Below are 17,998 nucleotides of genomic sequence, written 5' to 3'. Positions count from 1 at the left end.
GTGGAAGCGTGGCAACACGTGGAGCTGACGAATACTAATCGGTCGAGGACTTATCCACACTCTTAGCAATCATGCAGATCCAGTTTTGAAGGTACGACCTTCAAACGTTCCTCGGTAGCTCAGTTGGTAGAGCAATCGGCTGTTAACCGATCGGTCGGCGGTTCGAGTCCGTCCCGAGGAGCCATATATGGAGAGTTACCCAAGAGGCCGAAGGGGACGGTTTGCTAAACCGTTAGTATGCGCAAGCGTAGCGAGGGTTCGAATCCCTCACTCTCCGCCATATATTTTTTAATAGCATATCAATTTGGCGGTGTAGCTCAGCTGGTTAGAGCGTTCGGTTCATACCCGAAAGGTCGGGGGTTCGATTCCCTCCGCCGCTACCATCCTGAGTTGCGGTCGTGGTGGAATTGGCAGACACACCATCTTGAGGGGGTGGCGGGGCGACCCGTGCGAGTTCGAGTCTCGCCGACCGCACCATAATAGTATTACCTTACCTGGCCCGTTGGTGAAGCGGTTTAACACAGCAGCCTTTCACGCTGTCATACAGGGGTTCGAATCCCCTACGGGTCACCATAATTACGGAGGCTTAGCTCAGCTGGGAGAGCATCTGCCTTACAAGCAGAGGGTCGGCGGTTCGATCCCGTCAGCCTCCACCACTTCTATTAATTGACCGAATAGGTCCCTGTCGCGGGATGGAGCAGCTCGGTAGCTCGTCGGGCTCATAACCCGAAGGTCGCAGGTTCAAATCCTGCTCCCGCAACCAAATTTCTTCCTTGTACTTCCTCGTGATACATCGAGTTGAGAAGGAATGGAGTACCCGTAGGGTGCAACCAAATATGGAGCTGTGGTGAAGTTGGAGTTCACGCCGGTCTGTCACACCGGAGGTCGCGGGTTCGAGTCCCGTCAGCTCCGCCATTTTCTATCTAGATGATGGTGGAAAAAAATTATCGTGAGGCTCGGTAGCTCAGTCGGTAGAGCAGAGGACTGAAAATCCTCGTGTCGGCGGTTCGATTCCGTCCCGAGCCACCACTTTTATAATGTGCCGGTATAGCTCAATTGGTAGAGCACCTGACTTGTAATCAGGGGGTTGTGGGTTCAAGTCCTATTGCCGGCACCACCCATTATTGGGGTATAGCCAAGCGGTAAGGCAACGGACTTTGACTCCGTCATTCCTAGGTTCAAATCCTAGTACCCCAGCCATTGGGAGCCATTAGCTCAGTTGGTAGAGCATCTGACTTTTAATCAGAGGGTCGAAGGTTCGAGTCCTTCATGGCTCACCAGTTTTTACTTAATGAAATAAGCTGTATGCAGCACGGTAGTAATACCGTAGCCTTTTCTGTTTTTTGTACAATGCGGGTGTGGCGGAATGGCAGACGCACCAGATTTAGGTTCTGGCGGGCAACCGTGGGGGTTCAAGTCCCTTCACCCGCACCATATCTTAACAGAAAAGGTTTGCAGCCAGAGCAAACCTTTTATCATGATCATGCGGACGTAGCTCAATTGGTAGAGCGTCGCCTTGCCAAGGCGAAGGTCGAGGGTTCGAGACCCTTCGTCCGCTCCATATTTTGTGCCCTTAGCTCAGCTGGATAGAGCGTTTGACTACGAATCAAAAGGTCGGGAGTTCGAATCTCTCAGGGCACGCCATTTCTTTCATATGAAATCGAAGAGTAGGACATTCTCCTACTCTTTTTTGTATCATGAGCGAACAATTTTACAAATTTTAAGTATTTTTTCCTTGTATCTCCCAAACGCATCCATTACTTTAGGATTAGGATGCTCTCTATTTATGTGATACAGGGGGTAAACCGCGTAGGAGTGGCTGTTACAAACCTGACTGAAGAATCCAAAGAAACAGGAGTTGTATCAACATGAACCCAATAAAGGTGGAAAATACGCATCCTGCTGTAACGAATCTAATTAACAATATACAAAAAGTTTTAATTGGAAAGCGTTCTGTGATCGAATTGATGGTGTCTGCCGTTTTGGCGAATGGACACGTACTCTTGGAGGATGTACCTGGTGTGGGTAAGACCATGCTTGTACGTGCATTGGCCAAATCGATTGGCGGAGTCTTTAAACGAATCCAATTTACGCCTGACCTGTTGCCGACGGATGTTACCGGGGTAGCGATTTTCAATCAAAAGAGTCTCGAATTCGAATTCCGCCAGGGGCCATTGTTTGCAAACGTCATTTTGGCGGATGAAATCAACCGGACCTCACCAAAGACACAATCGGCCCTGCTGGAGGCGATGGAAGAGCGTTCGGTGACCGTAGATGGCGTGACTTATCGATTAGAGGATCCGTTCTTTGTCATGGCGACGCAAAACCCGTTGGAGTATGAAGGGACATTCCCGTTGCCAGAGGCACAGCTGGACCGCTTTCTCATGCAATTGAGTTTGGGATATCCGAGCGTGGAAGAAGAGATGCGCATGCTGACTCGTTTTTCAGATGCGAATCCTATGGAGCAATTGGAGCCTGTCATGACTGCAGAAGAATTGAGACAACTCCAGCAACAAGTCTCAGCGGTGAAAGTGTCCGATGGGATCAGGGAGTACATTGTGCGTCTATGCCACCGGACCCGTGACCATCATCACATTTACCTTGGAGTGAGTCCTCGGGGAGCTCTCGCTCTCTATCGAGCTGTGCAGGCATTGGCTTTCGTCCGTGGACGGGATTATGTCATTCCAGACGACGTGAAAGAACTGGTCCCAGTCACCTTTGCTCACCGGATGATCGTGAAGCCAGAAGCACGTCTGGAAGGAGCGACCGTTGATCGGGTTCTGACAGTGATTTTGTCTGAAACTCGCGTGCCGGTCAGCTGAGGCGGTGACTGCGGATGAGACAACAAAGATGGGGCAAAGTCAAAGTAATCGGACTGGTCTTGCTCACGTATGTTTTTGCTAAATTTCAGGGCGGGTTTGCGAGCTGGTTTTTGTTTTATAGTAGCCTAGTCTTTTTGGCGTATGAATTGCTCACGTACTTCCTACTGTTCTCGAGCCTGGAAGTGGTGCGGGAAATTGACCGCAATCGTCTGCAGGATGGCGATGACGTGATCGTAACGATACGGTTGCGTCGGCGTTTCTGGTTTCCTTTCGGCTGGAACATGGTTTTGGAGCCGTTGCCGGATCGATTGGCAGGCGTGTATGAGCCGCATCGACAGCTTGTTTTCCCGTGGTTTAAACGGGAAGTTGAGTTTCGCTACGTCATACCCAATCTACCACGCGGCTACTATCGATTGGGTGACTGCGTCGTGATCGGTGGAGACTTCTTTGGCTTTATCGAAAGGCGAAAAGTGTTTACGTTGTCACATGAGCTTCTCGTCTATCCTACCTATCAGACGATCGAGCACTGGGCATTGGGCGATGGAAGCTTTAGCGGAAATGTGCATGTGTCCCATCGACGATCTGATGATGTAGCGGCTGTTCGAGGAGTGAGGGAATACCATCGCGGTGATCGTCTCAGCCAGATTCATTGGCGAGCGTCTGCGAGAGGGACAGGTCTGAAAACAAAGGAATTTGAGCATCAGGCGATGAATCAGGCGGTATTTTTCCTGGATGTTGAAAAGGCGAGCTATCAGAAGCTGCCTGAGAACTTATTTGAAACGGCCGTAAAGTTGACTGCGAGCCTGATTGCTTATGCCAACCGCAATTTGTACCATTACGGACTGGTGTACAAACAAAACGAACGAATCTCTATCCCACCTGCCATTTCACACACGCATTTTCTACATGTCTTTGACCAACTAGCTCGTGTCATGCCAAAGGGGGAGGACTCCTTCTCGCGTGTCGTAGGTCGGGAAGCATTAGAGCAGCCTCAGGGCGTGACGTTGATCATGGTGACACCCTGCGTGGAGAAAGAGCTGCTGGTACGCTTGCTTGCCCTTTCCCAAAAAGGGAGACGAATCCAGCTGTTCCTTATACATGCTGAGACATCGCTTTCTCCGGAGCAGCGTAAAGCATTGCAGTTATTGACTGCCAGCAAGGTGTCATGTACAGCGATTCACATCGATAACGACGAGTGGAAACGGATAGGGGGTGCGTAGACTCATGCGTGTATGGAAACGTCCCAATCTGCTGGAGTGGGTCTCTGCCCTATTGCTTTTCCTGATGTTACGAGAGTGGCTGATTCCTCTGCAGGAGCTGACGGATACTGGGATTCTCTGGCCATTTCTCGTGATTGCCGCAAGTGTCCTGATTATTGACCAGCTGGTGCCGTATCGGTGGCTGACATTACCCGTCAAGCTGCTCGTCATCCTAGTTCTCCTGCACACGACTCTGTTTGATTACCCACTGTTTGGAACGGAGTGGTTGAAGGAGCTATCTGCACAGATCTTGCGGGACATTCCGCTTGCCTTTCATCAGGATTGGGGCTCAATGTCGCCCGTATCACGGAATGCCTTTTTTGACCTGTTACTCATGGTCTTGCTGTCAATGATCACCTATTTGGTGCTCGAGCAGCGTCAGGGCCTCTGGTTTGTCGTATTGACTGAGCTGTATCTGGCCGTGCTCGATACGTTTTTGCCTTACGAAGGGGATGGCGGGATCATCCGCACCTTGATCTACGGCTTCTTGCTGCTCGCGGTCAGTCATATGACGACCATGACGAAGCACGCTACGCTGGCTGGAAATCGGAGCTGGATCGCATTACGTACGCTGATTGCGCCGGTTTTGATTATTGCCGTGAGTGTCGGCATAGCCTATAGCGCCCCGAAAAAGGATGCGAGCTGGCCGGATCCAATCGCGTTTTTTACGGGGCAAAATCAGGGAGCTCCAGTTGGGGCCATGAAGAAGGTAGGCTACGACAACAACGACGAACGACTCGGCGGTCCTTTTATGCAAGACGATACACTCGTGTTTAGAGGGATTACCAATGAAGAGAGCTATTGGCGCGGGGATGCCAAGGATCTCTACACCGGAGTCGGCTGGGAAAAAGGGATCCGTGAGTATGAATCCATCCTTGATCCAGAAAAATACGAATGGAAAGATGAACTGTTTACGAGCTTTGAGACGAAGAAGGTCAACGCTTCCTTGGAATTCAAAGGTCCCCAGCAGTTTGCCACCATCTTTTATCCGGGCCAGTTGAACAAGGTGAGTAATTACCGGCCGCCCAATGCTACTGTCGTATATGACAAGATGAATCAGCAGCTGGAAGTGCGGGCAGGCCAGATCAAATTGCTGCAGACGACGAATAATGGGAAGCAGCCAGTAACAGGACCCAATACATTACTGCTGAAGCTGAATCAGTATCAGATAGAAGCAGAAGCGCCGATTGTCAGTGAAAAGGCAGTGACCGAAGCGGGGACTAGGTACCCGAAAGAGATCACGGATCGGTATTTACAACTGCCAGCCAGCCTTCCACCCAGAGTCAAGGAACTGGCGGAATCGGTGACAAAGAATGCAAAGACACCTTATGAAAAAGTGCGAGCGATCGAGAATTACTTGCGCTCCAGTGGAAAATATAAGTATGAAACGAAAGATGTTCCTGTCCCGCAAGACGGTCAGGACTTCGTGGACCACTTCCTGTTTGATAGCTACCGTGGTTATTGCGACCATTTTTCTACCGCAATGGCTGTAATGCTTCGTTCGATCGACATCCCGACACGATGGGTAAAAGGATTTGCTCCGGGCGAGCGAGTCGGGCAGGACGATCAAGGGAATCAAATCATGGAAGTTCGGAACAAGGACGCTCATTCTTGGGTAGAGGTGTACTTCCCGAACCATGGATGGGTACCTTTTGAAGCGACCAGCACGTTTATGTCTCCTGTCCGTTTCAAGTATGACCTGCAGACTTCTCAACCACAGGTTCCCATTCCATTGCCGGATTTGGGGAATGTGACCACACCAGATCGTGGAGATGGACGCCTCGATGATCTGGAAGAAGGAGGCACTGCTTCAGGCAGAGGCTTCTCGATCCCATGGCAGGTAAATGCAGGAATCGTTGCGCTACTTGCTGTCGGTGGATTCATGGCGTGGAAGCGCAGGCAAGACCTCAATGTATGGTGGCTGCGCAGGCAGATGAAAAACGAGCGTAGCACGGAGTACAACGTGCGCTACAACCTGCTGATGCGCATGATGGAGAGTGTCTATTCGCGCCGCCAAAAGGGTGAGACCTTGCGGGAATATGTGGGGAGAATCTCTATACCGGGAGACAAGCGACAGGATTTGCGCTATCTAACAGAGTTGTATGAGCGCGTGATTTACGGTTATAAGGATATGGAGCAAAAGGCGCGCACAGTGGCAGAGCAATTGATTGAGCGATTGATCCGTCAACTGAAGCCTTGAACAAAGGCGTGTCATCTGCTAGAATGACGATCAATGAGTCTCGTATAATGATCAGGAATATGGCCTGAAAGTTTCTACCGCTCAACCGTAAATTGGGCGACTACGAGGTGAGCACTTCGGATTTCTGTACATGCAACCGCACATGTGTACACAAGCTGGGACGCTGCCTCCGTATCAATTTTCGGAGGTAACAGTCCCGGTTTTTTTGCAAATATGCGACAATTGCGTGCCACTCATCCGAGAGAAGCGGATATTTTACGCCGGTTGCCAAGGGCGCCGGTACTTGCGAGTCCTGTGCTTTGCAGGAGAAGGGGGATATGATGGACAAGTCATTGGAAATGGTTGTCGTACTTGATTTCGGAGGCCAGTACAATCAACTGATCGCGCGTCGTGTTCGCGATCTGGGCGTTTACAGCGAACTGCTGCCTTACAATACGTCCGTGGAAAAAATCAAGGCGCTGAATCCTAAGGGGATTATTTTCTCCGGTGGACCTGCAAGCGTATATGAAGAAGGAGCACCAAAAGTAGATCCGGCTATCTTTGAACTGGGCTTGCCAGTCTTGGGTATTTGCTACGGAATGCAGCTCATGAGCCACATGCTGGACGGGAAAGTAGAGCGCGCAGGCAAACGCGAGTACGGTAAAGCAGAATTGCGTCTGCAAGAAGCGCACAACCTGTATGAAAAATGGGATGCAAACGAAATCGTGTGGATGAGCCACTCCGATAAAGTAGTCGAGCTCCCTACTGGATTCCGCGTAGACGCAGTGAGCGACAGCTGTCCCGTAGCGGCAATCAGCAATCCTGATCGCAATCTGTACGGTGTACAATTTCATCCAGAAGTTCGCCATACGGTAAAAGGTACGGAGTTTATCGCAAACTTCCTGTTCAATATTTGCGAATGCGAAGCAAACTGGAGCATGACAACCTTTATCGAAGACGAAGTCAAACATATCCGTGAAACAGTAGGGAACAAACAAGTACTGTGCGCGTTGAGCGGCGGGGTGGATTCCTCTGTTGTTGCTGCGTTGATTCACAAGGCAATCGGCGATCAGCTGACTTGCATGTTCGTCGATCACGGTCTCTTGCGTCTGGGCGAAGCAGAGAGCGTCATGGAGACGTTTGGCAACCAGTTCCACATGAAAGTCATCAAAATCGATGCTCGCGAGCGTTTCCTGAACAAGCTCAAAGGCGTGTCCGATCCTGAGAAAAAACGTAAGATCATCGGTAACGAGTTTATCTACGTATTTGATGAAGAGGCAAGCAAGCTGACTGACATGGACTTCTTGGCGCAAGGTACGTTGTATACGGATATTGTGGAGAGCGGAACGGCAACAGCTCAAACCATCAAATCCCACCACAATGTGGGCGGATTGCCTGAAGACATGAAATTCCAGCTGATCGAACCCCTGAAAGCACTGTTTAAAGACGAAGTACGCAAGCTGGGTACAGAGCTGGGACTGCCAGATGAAATCGTATGGCGTCAACCATTCCCAGGTCCTGGATTGGGTATTCGCGTTTTGGGTGAAGTTACCGAGGATAAATTGAAGATCGTTCGTGAATCTGATGCAATTCTTCGTGAAGAAATCGCCAAAGCAGGTCTTGAACGGGAAATTTGGCAATACTTTACGGCTCTGCCGAACATGACTACGGTAGGGGTTATGGGTGACGTGCGTACGTATTCCTATACAGTAGGAATTCGCGCAGTAACTTCGATCGATGGGATGACTGCCGACTGGGCTCGCATTCCTTGGGATGTGCTCGAGAAAATTTCTACGCGTATCGTAAACGAAGTAGATAACGTCAACCGTATCGTCTATGATGTGACCTCCAAGCCACCAGCAACGATTGAGTGGGAATAGAGCACTTAAAAAGACGAAAATTGAGCAAGCAAATGTAACTAATCACTAAATTCCGGATGTTATTCAGTGGTAAAAAATTAATGTTCGTATTTTCGTTGACATTCCATATGTCACCTGATACACTTCTGAATGTGAACAGGTAATATAAGAAGGTTCGTATATTCTTGAGAATATGGCTCAAGAGTTTCTACGGGGTCGCCATTAACGACCTGGCTACGAACAAAATGTCAACGGGATGCGTCAATTGTTATTATTATCGAATTTGTTCCCGGAATGTTTTGTTTAAAGGCCAGGCGTAGGAATACGCTACGGCCTTTTTTATTGCCATAACAACGACAATTTGGGGGGAAATATCGGTGCGCAAGTATTTTGAGTTTGACAAACTAGGCACCAACTACCGTCGCGAGACCATCGCGGGTATCACCACGTTTTTGGCAATGGCATACATTCTGGCAGTGAATCCGTTCATGCTCAGCGGTGCTGATTTGCCACCTGATCTGAAAGCAAACTATCCTGAGTTTGGTGCGGTATTTACGGCAACAGCGCTGGCAGCAGCAATCGGTACCTTGCTGATGGCGTTTATCGGACGTTTGCCAATCGGACAGGCGCCAGGTATGGGATTGAATGCGTTCTTTACTTATACCGTTGTGTTGACCATGCAGATTCCTTGGCAACAAGCACTGGCAGGGGTATTCCTCTCATGTACGATCTTCCTCATCCTGTCTCTGACGGGTGTTCGTGAGGCGATCATTAACGCGATTCCAAAGGGATTGAAATACGCAGTATCTGCAGGTATTGGATTGTTTATCGCCTTTATCGGTTTGAAGAATGCAGGTATCGTTGTAGCTAATGAAGCGACTTTTGTGGCACTCGGCCATTTTACTTTTTACCATGAAGGCATGAAGCCAGAGGAAATTCTGGCTGCGAAAAATGCATTGCTCGCTGTTTTTGGTCTGATTGTCACTGTTGTTCTGATGGCTCGTAAAGTAAATGCAGCGATCTTTATCGGTATGGTCGTTACAGCAGTAGCTGGGATGATTTTTGGGTTGGTTGGTCTTCCTGATAAAGTGGTCTCCGCTCCACCGAGCTTGGCTCCTACGTTTGGTGCTGCATTCCAGTACCTTGGCGATTTCTCTGCGCTATTCAGCGTCAAGATGCTGATCGTGGTACTGACCTTCTTGTTCGTTGACTTCTTTGACGCTACAGGAACATTGCTGGGTGTTGCTAGCCAAGCTGGACTGTTGAAAGATGGCAAGCTTCCGCGTCCGGGCAGCGCGTTCTCGTCTGATGCGATCGCGGGTATGGCAGGTGCTGTATTGGGTACTTCTACGACCACTGCTTATGTTGAGTCGACTGCAGGGGTAGCGGCAGGCGGACGTTCCGGATTTACCGCACTGGTCACTGGGGTCATGTTTATCCTAGCGCTGTTCTTCTCGCCTCTTCTGGCGATCGTCACACCGGCAGTTACTGCTCCTGCATTGATTCTGGTAGGGGTACTGATGGCATCACACATCACGCAAATCGCTTGGAATGAGATGGACGAAGCTTTCCCTGCATTCCTGACGATCCTGATGATGCCTTTGACCTACAGCATTGCGACTGGTCTGGCTTCCGGCTTTATCGTGTATCCGATTGTCAAAGTGCTGAAAGGGAAAGCACGCGATGTTCATCCGGCTATGTACGTGTTGTTCTTCGTCTTCCTGGCCTACTTCATTTGGCTCCGCGAATAGAATCGACTTGTTTGACGGCTTCCTGCCTTTTGGGCGGAAGCCGTTTTTTGTTGGGCGATCGGAAATGACACCAGAGGCCACTACCTGTCTTGCATTGGTATAGCCTTCTGCGGTATGATAGGAAAAATCTTTTCTGGGGGATGGTCCTTTTGACCGGTCAATACGTATTCCTTCAACAGCATCACCACGGCTAGAGCGTTTGTATCTTCGGAAATTTTTCCGCAGGTGCAAGCGCTTCTTGTGCTTTGTGCCTGCGGTGGTGAATGAAAGCCATGCGGGCACCTTGTCGCCGCGCATGGCTATTTTGTATTTCAAAATCAAACGAAGAAGGGGTGCTTTACCATGGAGAACAGCGTATTGAAAAATGTAAAAGGAACGAAAGATTTTATGCCAGAAGAACAGATGGTGCGCAACCGCATACGTCGAACACTCGAGGAGGTATTTGAAGCATACGGATGCAAGCCTCTGGAGACGCCCATGCTATCGGTTTTCGAGCTGCTCGCCTCCAAGTATGGCGGGGGTGCGGAGATTCTGAAAGAAGTATATCGACTGAGTGACCAGGGGGAGCGGGAGCTGGCACTGCGCTACGACCTGACGGTTCCGTTGGCAAAGGTTGTCGGGATGAACCCGGAAATGCGTTTGCCATTCAAGCGCTATGAAATCGGAAAAGTATTTCGCGATGGACCTGTCAAACCGGGGAGATTTCGCGAGTTTGTCCAGTGCGATGTCGACATCGTCGGCTCCTCTTCCATGTTGGCAGAGGCGGAGTTGATCAGTATGGCCTTTACTGCTTTTGAGAGACTGGGATTGGACGTCTACATCGAGGTAAATAACCGCAAGCTGCTGTCTGGCATTTTGCAGGAGCTGGGGATTCCTGAGGATCGGGCAGGGGATGTCATGCTCTCGCTCGATAAACTGGAAAAGATCGGAGTAGCTGGCGTGCGGGATGATTTGCGAGAGCGAGATGTGGAGGAATCGCTGATCACGGCTATCGTCGCCTTTTTGCAGGAGGGAGAGACGACGCTGGCGAGTCTTGCGGAACGTTTTTCATCATCGTTGGTGCAGCAGGGGATACGGGAGCTCGAACAGTTTTTCGCCTATGTACAAGGGGCAGGCGTGACGGGAGAAGTACGCTTTACTCCTTTCCTCGCACGGGGGCTAGGCATTTACACGGGAACGGTTTACGAGATCTTTTTACAGGATCAAAGCATTACCTCAAGCATTGGCAGTGGCGGACGATACGATAAAATCATCGGTCAGTTTCTGGGGGATGGGAGAGAGTATCCGGCCGTCGGCATATCGTTTGGTCTCGATGTGATCCTCACCGCCCTGTTGATGCGTACAATCGAGAATGATGAGCGATCTGTGGATGTGCTGGTGGTGCCATTAGGAACAGAAGCGCTCAGTCTGGGATTGGCCAATCGGCTACGTGGCTGGGGGATCAAGACCGAGCTGGAGCTGTCAGGACGCAGGCTGAAAAAAGCACTCGATTACGCCAATAAAGAGCAAATCCCGTTTGTGTTGATCTATGGGGAGAACGAAGTGGAGAGCGGGAACGTTGTCTTGCGCGATATGAAAGAAGGCACAGAGCAGACAGTGCCTCACGATTCACTTGAGCAGCGAATTCGGGAAGCGATCACGAACAAGTAGTCTTTTATTTCCAGTTCCGGTACGATAGGAGAAAAGGGGGAGTTCGCATGAGAAATTGGCTCTTTTTGCTGGTTTGTACCCTGTTATCCCTATCTACTGCTGTCCCAGTGGGTGCCTTTGACAAGAAGGAACCGACGACCCCTGTTACACTGTACAAAGCAGATGTCCGGATCGATCCGACAGAAAAACGGGTAGCTGGGAGTGTCGAGATCCGCTTTTGGCCAAAGGATGCGTCACGAGCGTACCTGCATCTCTACCCTCTCACGTTCACAGAAGAGCATAAAGGTAAGCTGTGGGACGAACTTTTAGGCAAACATGTGGGGCTCGGAACGTATGATAGTAACAGAATCACGGTGCAAGGGAAACCAGTCTCTGTGAAAAGGACTGGAGACCTACTAGAAGTGCCACTGGGTAAAGCAAAAACATCAGAGCCAATCATGCTGAAGCTAGATTTTGAAATGACACTCCCTCAAAACGAAGGTAGGATGTCCTACGACGAGCACGCTCTCTGGTTGGGGAATTGGTTGCCGATCCTCGCTGTCTATGATCAGGCGGGATGGCATCTCGATCCGTACGAGCCAATTGGAGATCCCTTTTTCAGTGAGAACGCAAATTATCAAGTAAATGTCACTCTGCCAGCCTCCTATCAGCTGGCGAGTACAGCGACTGACAAGGCAGCAACGGTCGACAGCTCGGTACGAGGAGAAAAGACTTATCGTCTGCAAGCGATGAACGTACGTGATTTTGCCATGGTTGTGATGGATTCCACCTATCATTCTCTGGAAAACAAGGTAGGTAATACAGAAGTCAGGACGTGGTATCGAGACGAAGACTTCATGGGACAGGCAGAGCGCAACCAACTAGCAGCCGTAGAGTCGCTCGGTTACTTCAATAGTCAGTTTGGGGGATACCCGTATACGGAATACGACGTTGTCCGGACTGGAGGAAGCATCAATGGAATGGAGTACCCGTCTATCGTGTTTTTGGACGGTCGTCACTTTATGCAGGAGGGCAATACCGGGATCATCACGGCGGTGCATGAAACGGCTCACCAATGGTTTTACGCGCTGATCGGCAACAATCAAGTCGAAGAGGCGTGGCTGGATGAAGGTCTTGCAGAATATGCTTCGCTCGCTTTCCTGTCGGCCAAGTATCCGAAACTGGGTGCGAGTCGCGTGCTGGGACGTTTGGAGTATGGGACGATCGTTTCTTCTTATGCCGAGGAGAAGCTGCGTCCGTGGCAGACCCTGCATGCATTCCCAGACAATGAAAGCTATAGCGCTCTCGTCTACTCGCGCACGACTTCCATGCTGTGGATGCTGCGAGAAGTGTGGGGAGAAGCCCGATTGCACGAGGTCTTGAGTCAATATGTGCAAGACAATCGCTTTGGCATCGCCAGCGGTGCGACGTGGAAAACGCTTCTATCTGAGGCGGCAGGAGAGGATTCCAGCGCTTTTCTCGATTACTGGTTGAAGCTGGATGGGACTAAACAAGAAGAAGCAGCGGCATGGCTGGAGCGCCAGCGTCAAAATCATAGGAATCTCGGGCAACCTATAAAGGAAGGTCAAGTAGAGAAGTAAGCTGAAGGCAGGGGAACGCCGTGTGGCGAAAAGGTTGGATCGGTAGCCTAGTGGTAGGGATCGTCCTGATCGGTATTCTGTGGGTGAAATCTTGGGTAGGACAGGCAGGAGCTGATGAGGCCCAGACGTTTTCGCCGGAACAAATTCCTGCCGCTGCTTCGTATCGTGCGGATGTGCGGGTAGATATGAAGACTCACGTTGTTACCGGAACATTGACAGTTCGTTTTGCACCCCAGGATGACAAGGCCTACTTTCATTTGTACCCAAACGCGTTCCAAGCCAAAGCAGACCTGAGCGGGGAGAACTGGGAACAAGTTCTCGGGAAGCAACGAGAGCCGGGGAACATCCAGATATCCGAAGTGCGGGTCGATGGTCAAAGCGTACCTGTCCAACTGAAGGGGGAGCTGGATACATTGCTCCAGGTACCGTTAATCGGGAAATCTGCCGCGCATCAGACGGAGGTCGAGATGCGATTTGCCCTTCAGGTTCCTTTTAACAACGGTCGACTTTCTTACAACGACCATGCCATGTGGCTGGGCAATTGGCTGCCGATCCTGTCTGTGAAAGGGGAGGATGGCTGGAGACTGGACCCATACTCTGCCATTGGCGATCCTTTTTATAGCGACATGGCTAACTACCACCTGCGAGTGCAGCTGGCAGACGGCTATCAGCTGGCATCGAGTGGAATAGAGAGCATCGCAGTCATGACACAGACGCGTCCCCAGCGACAAACCATCTATGAGATGGACGCATGGAATGTTCGTGATTTTGCACTTGTCATCATGGACGACACGTACCGGCAGCTGACTGGCAAGGTAGGGGATGTCGCTGTGCGTACATGGTCGCAAGAGGGAGACGATCCAGCAGCTGTAGATCGTTTGCATCAAGTCGCCATGCATTCGTTGCACTATTACGGGGAACAATTTGGGCGATATCCGTATCAGGAGTACGATGTGGTCAAGACGGGTGGCTTTTTTGGGGGAATGGAGTACCCGAGCATCGTCTTTATCCAGGATGATTACTTCGGCAGGACAGATCCGGTCGCAGACGCGATTGTGGCTCATGAAACGGCCCATCAATGGTTCTACGGACTGGTGGGCAATGACGAGGTGCGCGAGGCATGGATCGACGAGAGCCTGACCGACTATGCAACGATGGCCTTTTTACAGAGTGTCGATCCCAATCGCGCTAGGGGTTATATCCAGCTACGCCTCAGGCAATCAAAGACTTCTGCGGAGTACGCTGCACAAGGTTTACATGTATGGCAGCCTGTCGCTCAATTTCCGACCTGGAAAAGCTATACCGATCTCGTCTACGGGCGAGGAGCAGCTATGTGGTGGACACTCCGCGAAAGCTGGGGGACAGATCAACTCCACCATCTCTTGCGAAAATACGTTCATGACAACCAGTATGCGCAGGCAGATGGCAAGGAAATCATCGATTTGCTATCCCATGCTGCTGGTGCCGACGCTACTCCTTTTATCGACTTTTGGTTGAAGCTCAAGCTGGAGCAAGCAGATGCAGCTGAAACATGGATGCAAAAGGGTAAACACGAATAATGCCATCAATCTCTTTTTATAATGTTCGGATACAAGGTTGACAGGCAAAACTTCTCCCTGCTACACTGAGGAAGTTGAAAGAAATGAGTTCGAATAGCCCAGGCGATGATTACGGCTCTACATGCCGTTAGTCGGTTGGGTTTTCTTCTGATGATACTGACATAGGGGGCGAAGGGTGCCATGGCCAAACCGTTAGCAGGTGTCATAATGGGCAGCACGTCTGATTGGGAAACGATGAAGGAAGCTTGCGCGATCTTGGATGAGCTGCAAGTACCATATGAAAAGAAAGTGGTGTCCGCGCACCGCACTCCAGACTTGATGTTCGAGTACGCGCAGAGCGCGAAGGACCGCGGCCTGGAAGTGATCATTGCAGGAGCGGGCGGAGCGGCTCATCTGCCTGGAATGGTAGCAGCCAAGACGGAACTGCCTGTGATCGGTGTGCCGGTGAAGTCCTCCAACCTGAACGGCCTGGATTCTCTTCTCTCCATTGTCCAAATGCCAGGTGGAGTGCCTGTGGCTACTGTAGCGATCGGTAAAGCAGGTGCCATCAATGCCGGACTGCTGGCAGCACAGATTCTGGGGATCAAATATCCGGATATTCAGGAGCGCTTTGTCTCCAGACGGGATGCGGTTCGGAATAAAGTGCTGGAGGCTAGTGAACTGGAATGACAAACACAACCAACAAGCAGATCAAGCCTGGATCGACTATCGGCATTTTAGGTGGTGGACAGCTGGGACGGATGATCGCTCTCGCTGGACGAGCTATGGGCTATCGCTTTGTCACCATGGACCCTACAGAGGACGCACCTTGTGGTCAGACGGCCGATCGTCAAATCGTGGCCAATTATGATGATGTAGATGCAGCCATGCAGCTGGCAGCCGTCAGCGATGTGATTTCGTATGAATTTGAGAATGTAGATGCCCAAGTGGCTGAAGTATTGGAAAGTCAAGCGTACGTGCCACAGGGAAGTCGTTTGTTGCGTATCACGCAGAACCGCATTCGGGAAAAGACAGCCATCCGTGAAATCGGAATCCCAGTTGCTCCTTTCCACGTGGTAGCGAGCTTGGAAGATTTGCAGACAGCCGTGCGTAACCTGGGCTTGCCTGCAGTCATGAAAACGGCGACCGGCGGCTACGATGGCAAAGGTCAATGGGTCCTCAAATGTGAGTCAGAGCTGGCAGAAGCGTACGAAACGTTGGCAAAGGCAGGCACGGAGCTGATCGTGGAGCAATTCGTTCCTTTTCAACTGGAGCTGTCCGTCATCGCCGCCCGGAATCCTGCTGGTGAGCTGGCCGTATTCCCGACCTCGGAGAACGTCCATCAGGACAACATCCTGCACCTGAGCATCGTACCTGCGCGAGTGAGCGAAGACGTAAAAGCACGCGCTGAAGAAATAGCTCGTACCGTAGTGGAAAAACTGGATGTGATCGGCCTGATCGCAGTCGAAATGTTTTTGACCGCAGACGGACAATTGTACGTGAACGAATTAGCGCCACGCCCACACAACTCGGGACATTATACGATGGATGCTTGTGTCACTTCGCAGTTTGAGCAGCACGTCCGTGCCGTATGCAACCTGCCTTTGGGATCAACAGAGTTGCTCTCGCCGGTCGTGATGGTTAATATTTTGGGAGAGCATCTTCAGCCGGTTCTAGATGGGATCGATCGTCTGCCTAGCTCTGCCAAGCTGCATTTGTACGGCAAAGCCGAAAGCAAAGTGAAGCGGAAAATGGGCCACATCAACGTGTTGGCTCCCACTGTGGATGAAGCGCTCGCAACTATCGAGCAGCTACAAATATGGACGAATAAAACGGAGGTACAATCATGATCGAACGTTATTCCCGACCAGAAATGCGCGCCATCTGGACAGAACAAAACAAATTTCAAGCGTGGCTGGAAGTGGAAATCCTCGCCTGCGAAGCATGGTCCAAGCTGGGAGTTATTCCTGAGGAAGACGTGAACAAGCTATGGGACAAAGCGACTTTTGATATCAAACGCATTTATGAGATCGAAGAAGAGACTCGCCATGACGTCGTGGCATTTACCCGTGCGGTATCGGAGACTTTGGGAGAAGAGAAGAAGTGGGTACACTACGGATTGACTTCCACAGACGTGGTAGATACGGCTCTATCTTATCTGTTGCGCCAAGCCAATGAAATTCTGGAAAAAGACATCGAGGATTTCATCGCGATCCTGGCTGAAAAAGCTCGTGAGCACAAAGATACCGTATGCATGGGACGTACTCACGGGGTACACGCTGAGCCGACTACTTTTGGCCTGAAGCTGGCTCTGTGGCATGAAGAAATGAAGCGCAACCTCGCTCGTTTCCGTGCAGCGAAAAAAGAAGTGGCATTCGGGAAAATTTCTGGTGCTGTAGGTACCTACGCCAATATCGATCCGTTCGTAGAAGCGTATGTGTGTGAAAAGCTGGGTCTGTCTGCAGCTCCGATTTCTACCCAAACCCTGCAGCGTGACCGTCATGCCGAGTATATGGCTACGCTGGCGTTGATCGCGACTTCCCTAGAGAAATTCGCAACAGAAATCCGCGGTCTGCAAAAGAGCGAAATGCGTGAAGTGGAAGAAGCATTTGCCAAGGGACAAAAAGGTTCCTCCGCAATGCCGCACAAGCGCAACCCAATCGGCAGCGAGAACATCACCGGTCTGGCTCGCGTGATTCGTGGGCACATGCTGACTTCGTATGAAAACGTGTCGCTGTGGCATGAGCGCGATATTTCCCACTCCTCGGCAGAGCGCGTAATCTTGCCGGATGCGACGCAAGCACTGAACTACATGCTGCGCCGTTTCATGAACATCGTGAAAAACCTGACTGTATTCCCAGAGAACATGAAGCGCAACATGGATCGTACTTTTGGCCTGATCTATTCTCAGCAAGTGATGCTGAAGCTGATCGAAAAAGGCATGAGCCGCGAGCAAGCGTACGACACGGTACAACCGCGTGCGATGCAAGCATGGGAAGAGCAACGTTCTTTCCGCGCGATCGTAGACGAGGATCCGACTGTCAGCTCTACCTTGAGCAAAGAAGAGCTGGACGAATGCTTCGACTATCGCTATCACCTCAAGCATGTGGATACCATTTTCCAACGTCTTGGGTTGCTGTAAGAAGAACCTTACGAGCTTGAAAGACTGCCCGGTAACTTTAGCCGAGCTTTCGATACACTTCACTAGCAAAGTACCGTCAGGAATGCTTCCTGGCGGTTTCTTTGTTTGTGGCGGCTGAGTGTCCAAACAGGAAAAGATGTCGCGTTCTTTTCTCACACCTTTCCACATTCTTTACGAGTTCCTGCCACATCGGATTGCTATGATGGACTTGTCCGAAG

Annotated in this window: 11 protein-coding genes, 15 tRNA genes and 2 riboswitches; all 26 genes read left to right on the top strand. The window is 50.7% G+C overall.

All coding sequences use genetic code 11. The annotated features are described in order from the left end of the window. Positions 1 to 108: 108 nt before the first annotated feature. The 26 genes from AN963_RS28365 to purB all read left to right on the top strand — a co-directional run bounded on the left by AN963_RS28365 (position 109) and on the right by purB (position 17,780). A tRNA-Asn gene (locus tag AN963_RS28365) sits at positions 109 to 184 on the top strand. A 5-nt stretch (positions 185 to 189) separates the two neighbouring features. Further along, a tRNA-Ser gene (locus AN963_RS28360) sits at positions 190 to 280 on the top strand. A gap of 26 nt (positions 281 to 306) precedes the next feature. Next, positions 307 to 383 (top strand) — tRNA-Met (locus AN963_RS28355). A 9-nt stretch (positions 384 to 392) separates the two neighbouring features. Beyond that, positions 393 to 477, top strand: a tRNA-Leu gene (locus tag AN963_RS28350). Between the two features lie 19 nt (positions 478 to 496). Beyond that, positions 497 to 573: transfer RNA gene (locus AN963_RS28345), tRNA-Glu, on the top strand. A gap of 7 nt (positions 574 to 580) precedes the next feature. After that, a tRNA-Val gene (locus AN963_RS28340) sits at positions 581 to 656 on the top strand. A gap of 30 nt (positions 657 to 686) precedes the next feature. Further along, positions 687 to 763 (top strand) — tRNA-Met (locus tag AN963_RS28335). A gap of 75 nt (positions 764 to 838) precedes the next feature. Further along, positions 839 to 915, top strand: a tRNA-Asp gene (locus tag AN963_RS28330). A 38-nt stretch (positions 916 to 953) separates the two neighbouring features. Beyond that, a tRNA-Phe gene (locus AN963_RS28325) sits at positions 954 to 1,029 on the top strand. A gap of 12 nt (positions 1,030 to 1,041) precedes the next feature. After that, a tRNA-Thr gene (locus AN963_RS28320) sits at positions 1,042 to 1,117 on the top strand. A gap of 8 nt (positions 1,118 to 1,125) precedes the next feature. Continuing rightward, positions 1,126 to 1,200, top strand: a tRNA-Gln gene (locus AN963_RS28315). Positions 1,201 to 1,204: 4 nt separating this feature from the next. Continuing rightward, positions 1,205 to 1,280 (top strand) — tRNA-Lys (locus AN963_RS28310). Positions 1,281 to 1,352: 72 nt separating this feature from the next. After that, positions 1,353 to 1,434 (top strand) — tRNA-Leu (locus AN963_RS28305). A 51-nt stretch (positions 1,435 to 1,485) separates the two neighbouring features. Continuing rightward, a tRNA-Gly gene (locus tag AN963_RS28300) sits at positions 1,486 to 1,561 on the top strand. A 6-nt stretch (positions 1,562 to 1,567) separates the two neighbouring features. Next, positions 1,568 to 1,644 (top strand) — tRNA-Arg (locus AN963_RS28295). Between the two features lie 224 nt (positions 1,645 to 1,868). After that, positions 1,869 to 2,822 carry an AAA family ATPase gene (locus AN963_RS28290; RefSeq protein ID WP_055747800.1) on the top strand — a complete coding sequence of 318 codons (954 nt, stop codon included), beginning with the start codon at positions 1,869 to 1,871 and terminating at the stop codon, positions 2,820 to 2,822. 14 nt (positions 2,823 to 2,836) lie between these two features. After that, on the top strand, positions 2,837 to 4,042 hold the full coding sequence (locus AN963_RS28285) for a DUF58 domain-containing protein (RefSeq protein WP_055747799.1): 1,206 nt from the start codon (positions 2,837 to 2,839) through the stop codon (positions 4,040 to 4,042). A 4-nt stretch (positions 4,043 to 4,046) separates the two neighbouring features. Further along, positions 4,047 to 6,281, top strand: a complete 2,235-nt coding sequence (locus AN963_RS28280; protein WP_055747798.1) for a DUF4129 domain-containing transglutaminase family protein — start codon at positions 4,047 to 4,049, stop codon at positions 6,279 to 6,281. Positions 6,282 to 6,301: 20 nt separating this feature from the next. After that, positions 6,302 to 6,404, top strand: a riboswitch (purine riboswitch). Between the two features lie 197 nt (positions 6,405 to 6,601). Further along, positions 6,602 to 8,140 (top strand): glutamine-hydrolyzing GMP synthase, encoded by a 1,539-nt coding sequence (gene guaA / locus AN963_RS28275; protein WP_055747919.1) that lies wholly within the window; start codon positions 6,602 to 6,604, stop codon positions 8,138 to 8,140. Between the two features lie 134 nt (positions 8,141 to 8,274). Next, a riboswitch (purine riboswitch) is annotated at positions 8,275 to 8,376 on the top strand. A gap of 120 nt (positions 8,377 to 8,496) precedes the next feature. Next, positions 8,497 to 9,870: an NCS2 family permease gene (locus tag AN963_RS28270; RefSeq protein WP_055747797.1), complete on the top strand. Its 1,374-nt coding sequence runs from the start codon at positions 8,497 to 8,499 to the stop codon at positions 9,868 to 9,870. A gap of 342 nt (positions 9,871 to 10,212) precedes the next feature. Continuing rightward, entirely contained in the window at positions 10,213 to 11,520 is a 1,308-nt protein-coding gene (locus AN963_RS28265) for a histidine--tRNA ligase (protein WP_055747796.1), read from the top strand. A gap of 47 nt (positions 11,521 to 11,567) precedes the next feature. Continuing rightward, on the top strand, positions 11,568 to 13,100 hold the full coding sequence (locus tag AN963_RS28260) for a M1 family metallopeptidase (RefSeq protein ID WP_055747795.1): 1,533 nt from the start codon (positions 11,568 to 11,570) through the stop codon (positions 13,098 to 13,100). A gap of 20 nt (positions 13,101 to 13,120) precedes the next feature. Further along, the gene (locus tag AN963_RS28255; protein WP_055747794.1) at positions 13,121 to 14,659 is read left to right on the top strand and encodes a M1 family metallopeptidase; all 1,539 of its coding nucleotides are present in this window, start codon (positions 13,121 to 13,123) and stop codon (positions 14,657 to 14,659) included. 180 nt (positions 14,660 to 14,839) lie between these two features. Continuing rightward, positions 14,840 to 15,328: a 5-(carboxyamino)imidazole ribonucleotide mutase gene (gene purE / locus AN963_RS28250; RefSeq protein WP_055747793.1), complete on the top strand. Its 489-nt coding sequence runs from the start codon at positions 14,840 to 14,842 to the stop codon at positions 15,326 to 15,328. Next, on the top strand, positions 15,325 to 16,488 hold the full coding sequence (gene purK / locus AN963_RS28245; RefSeq protein WP_055747792.1) for a 5-(carboxyamino)imidazole ribonucleotide synthase: 1,164 nt from the start codon (positions 15,325 to 15,327) through the stop codon (positions 16,486 to 16,488). The genes purE and purK overlap by 4 nt, the downstream gene beginning before the upstream one ends. Beyond that, complete coding sequence (purB, locus tag AN963_RS28240) at positions 16,485 to 17,780, top strand: adenylosuccinate lyase (protein ID WP_055747791.1); 1,296 nt, start codon at positions 16,485 to 16,487, stop codon at positions 17,778 to 17,780. The genes purK and purB overlap by 4 nt, the downstream gene beginning before the upstream one ends. The last annotated feature ends 218 nt before the right edge of the window (positions 17,781 to 17,998 follow it).

Origin of the sequence: Brevibacillus choshinensis (assembly GCF_001420695.1) — a bacterium.
GTDB lineage: Bacteria > Bacillota > Bacilli > Brevibacillales > Brevibacillaceae > Brevibacillus > Brevibacillus choshinensis.
Note: the sequence above shows the minus strand (reverse complement) of the source record. Positions and strands in the feature narration are given on the sequence as shown.

What these genes read in the sequence shown, in the direction of transcription:
- purK (WP_055747792.1), top strand. Translation starts at nt 15,325, where the DNA reads ATGACAAACACAACCAACAAGCAGATCAAGCCTGGATCGACTATCGGC.
- AN963_RS28280 (WP_055747798.1), top strand. Translation starts at nt 4,047, where the DNA reads ATGCGTGTATGGAAACGTCCCAATCTGCTGGAGTGGGTCTCTGCCCTA.
- AN963_RS28260 (WP_055747795.1), top strand. Translation starts at nt 11,568, where the DNA reads ATGAGAAATTGGCTCTTTTTGCTGGTTTGTACCCTGTTATCCCTATCT.
- purE (WP_055747793.1), top strand. Translation starts at nt 14,840, where the DNA reads ATGGCCAAACCGTTAGCAGGTGTCATAATGGGCAGCACGTCTGATTGG.
- purB (WP_055747791.1), top strand. Translation starts at nt 16,485, where the DNA reads ATGATCGAACGTTATTCCCGACCAGAAATGCGCGCCATCTGGACAGAA.
- AN963_RS28285 (WP_055747799.1), top strand. Translation starts at nt 2,837, where the DNA reads ATGAGACAACAAAGATGGGGCAAAGTCAAAGTAATCGGACTGGTCTTG.
- AN963_RS28265 (WP_055747796.1), top strand. Translation starts at nt 10,213, where the DNA reads ATGGAGAACAGCGTATTGAAAAATGTAAAAGGAACGAAAGATTTTATG.
- guaA (WP_055747919.1), top strand. Translation starts at nt 6,602, where the DNA reads ATGGACAAGTCATTGGAAATGGTTGTCGTACTTGATTTCGGAGGCCAG.
- AN963_RS28290 (WP_055747800.1), top strand. Translation starts at nt 1,869, where the DNA reads ATGAACCCAATAAAGGTGGAAAATACGCATCCTGCTGTAACGAATCTA.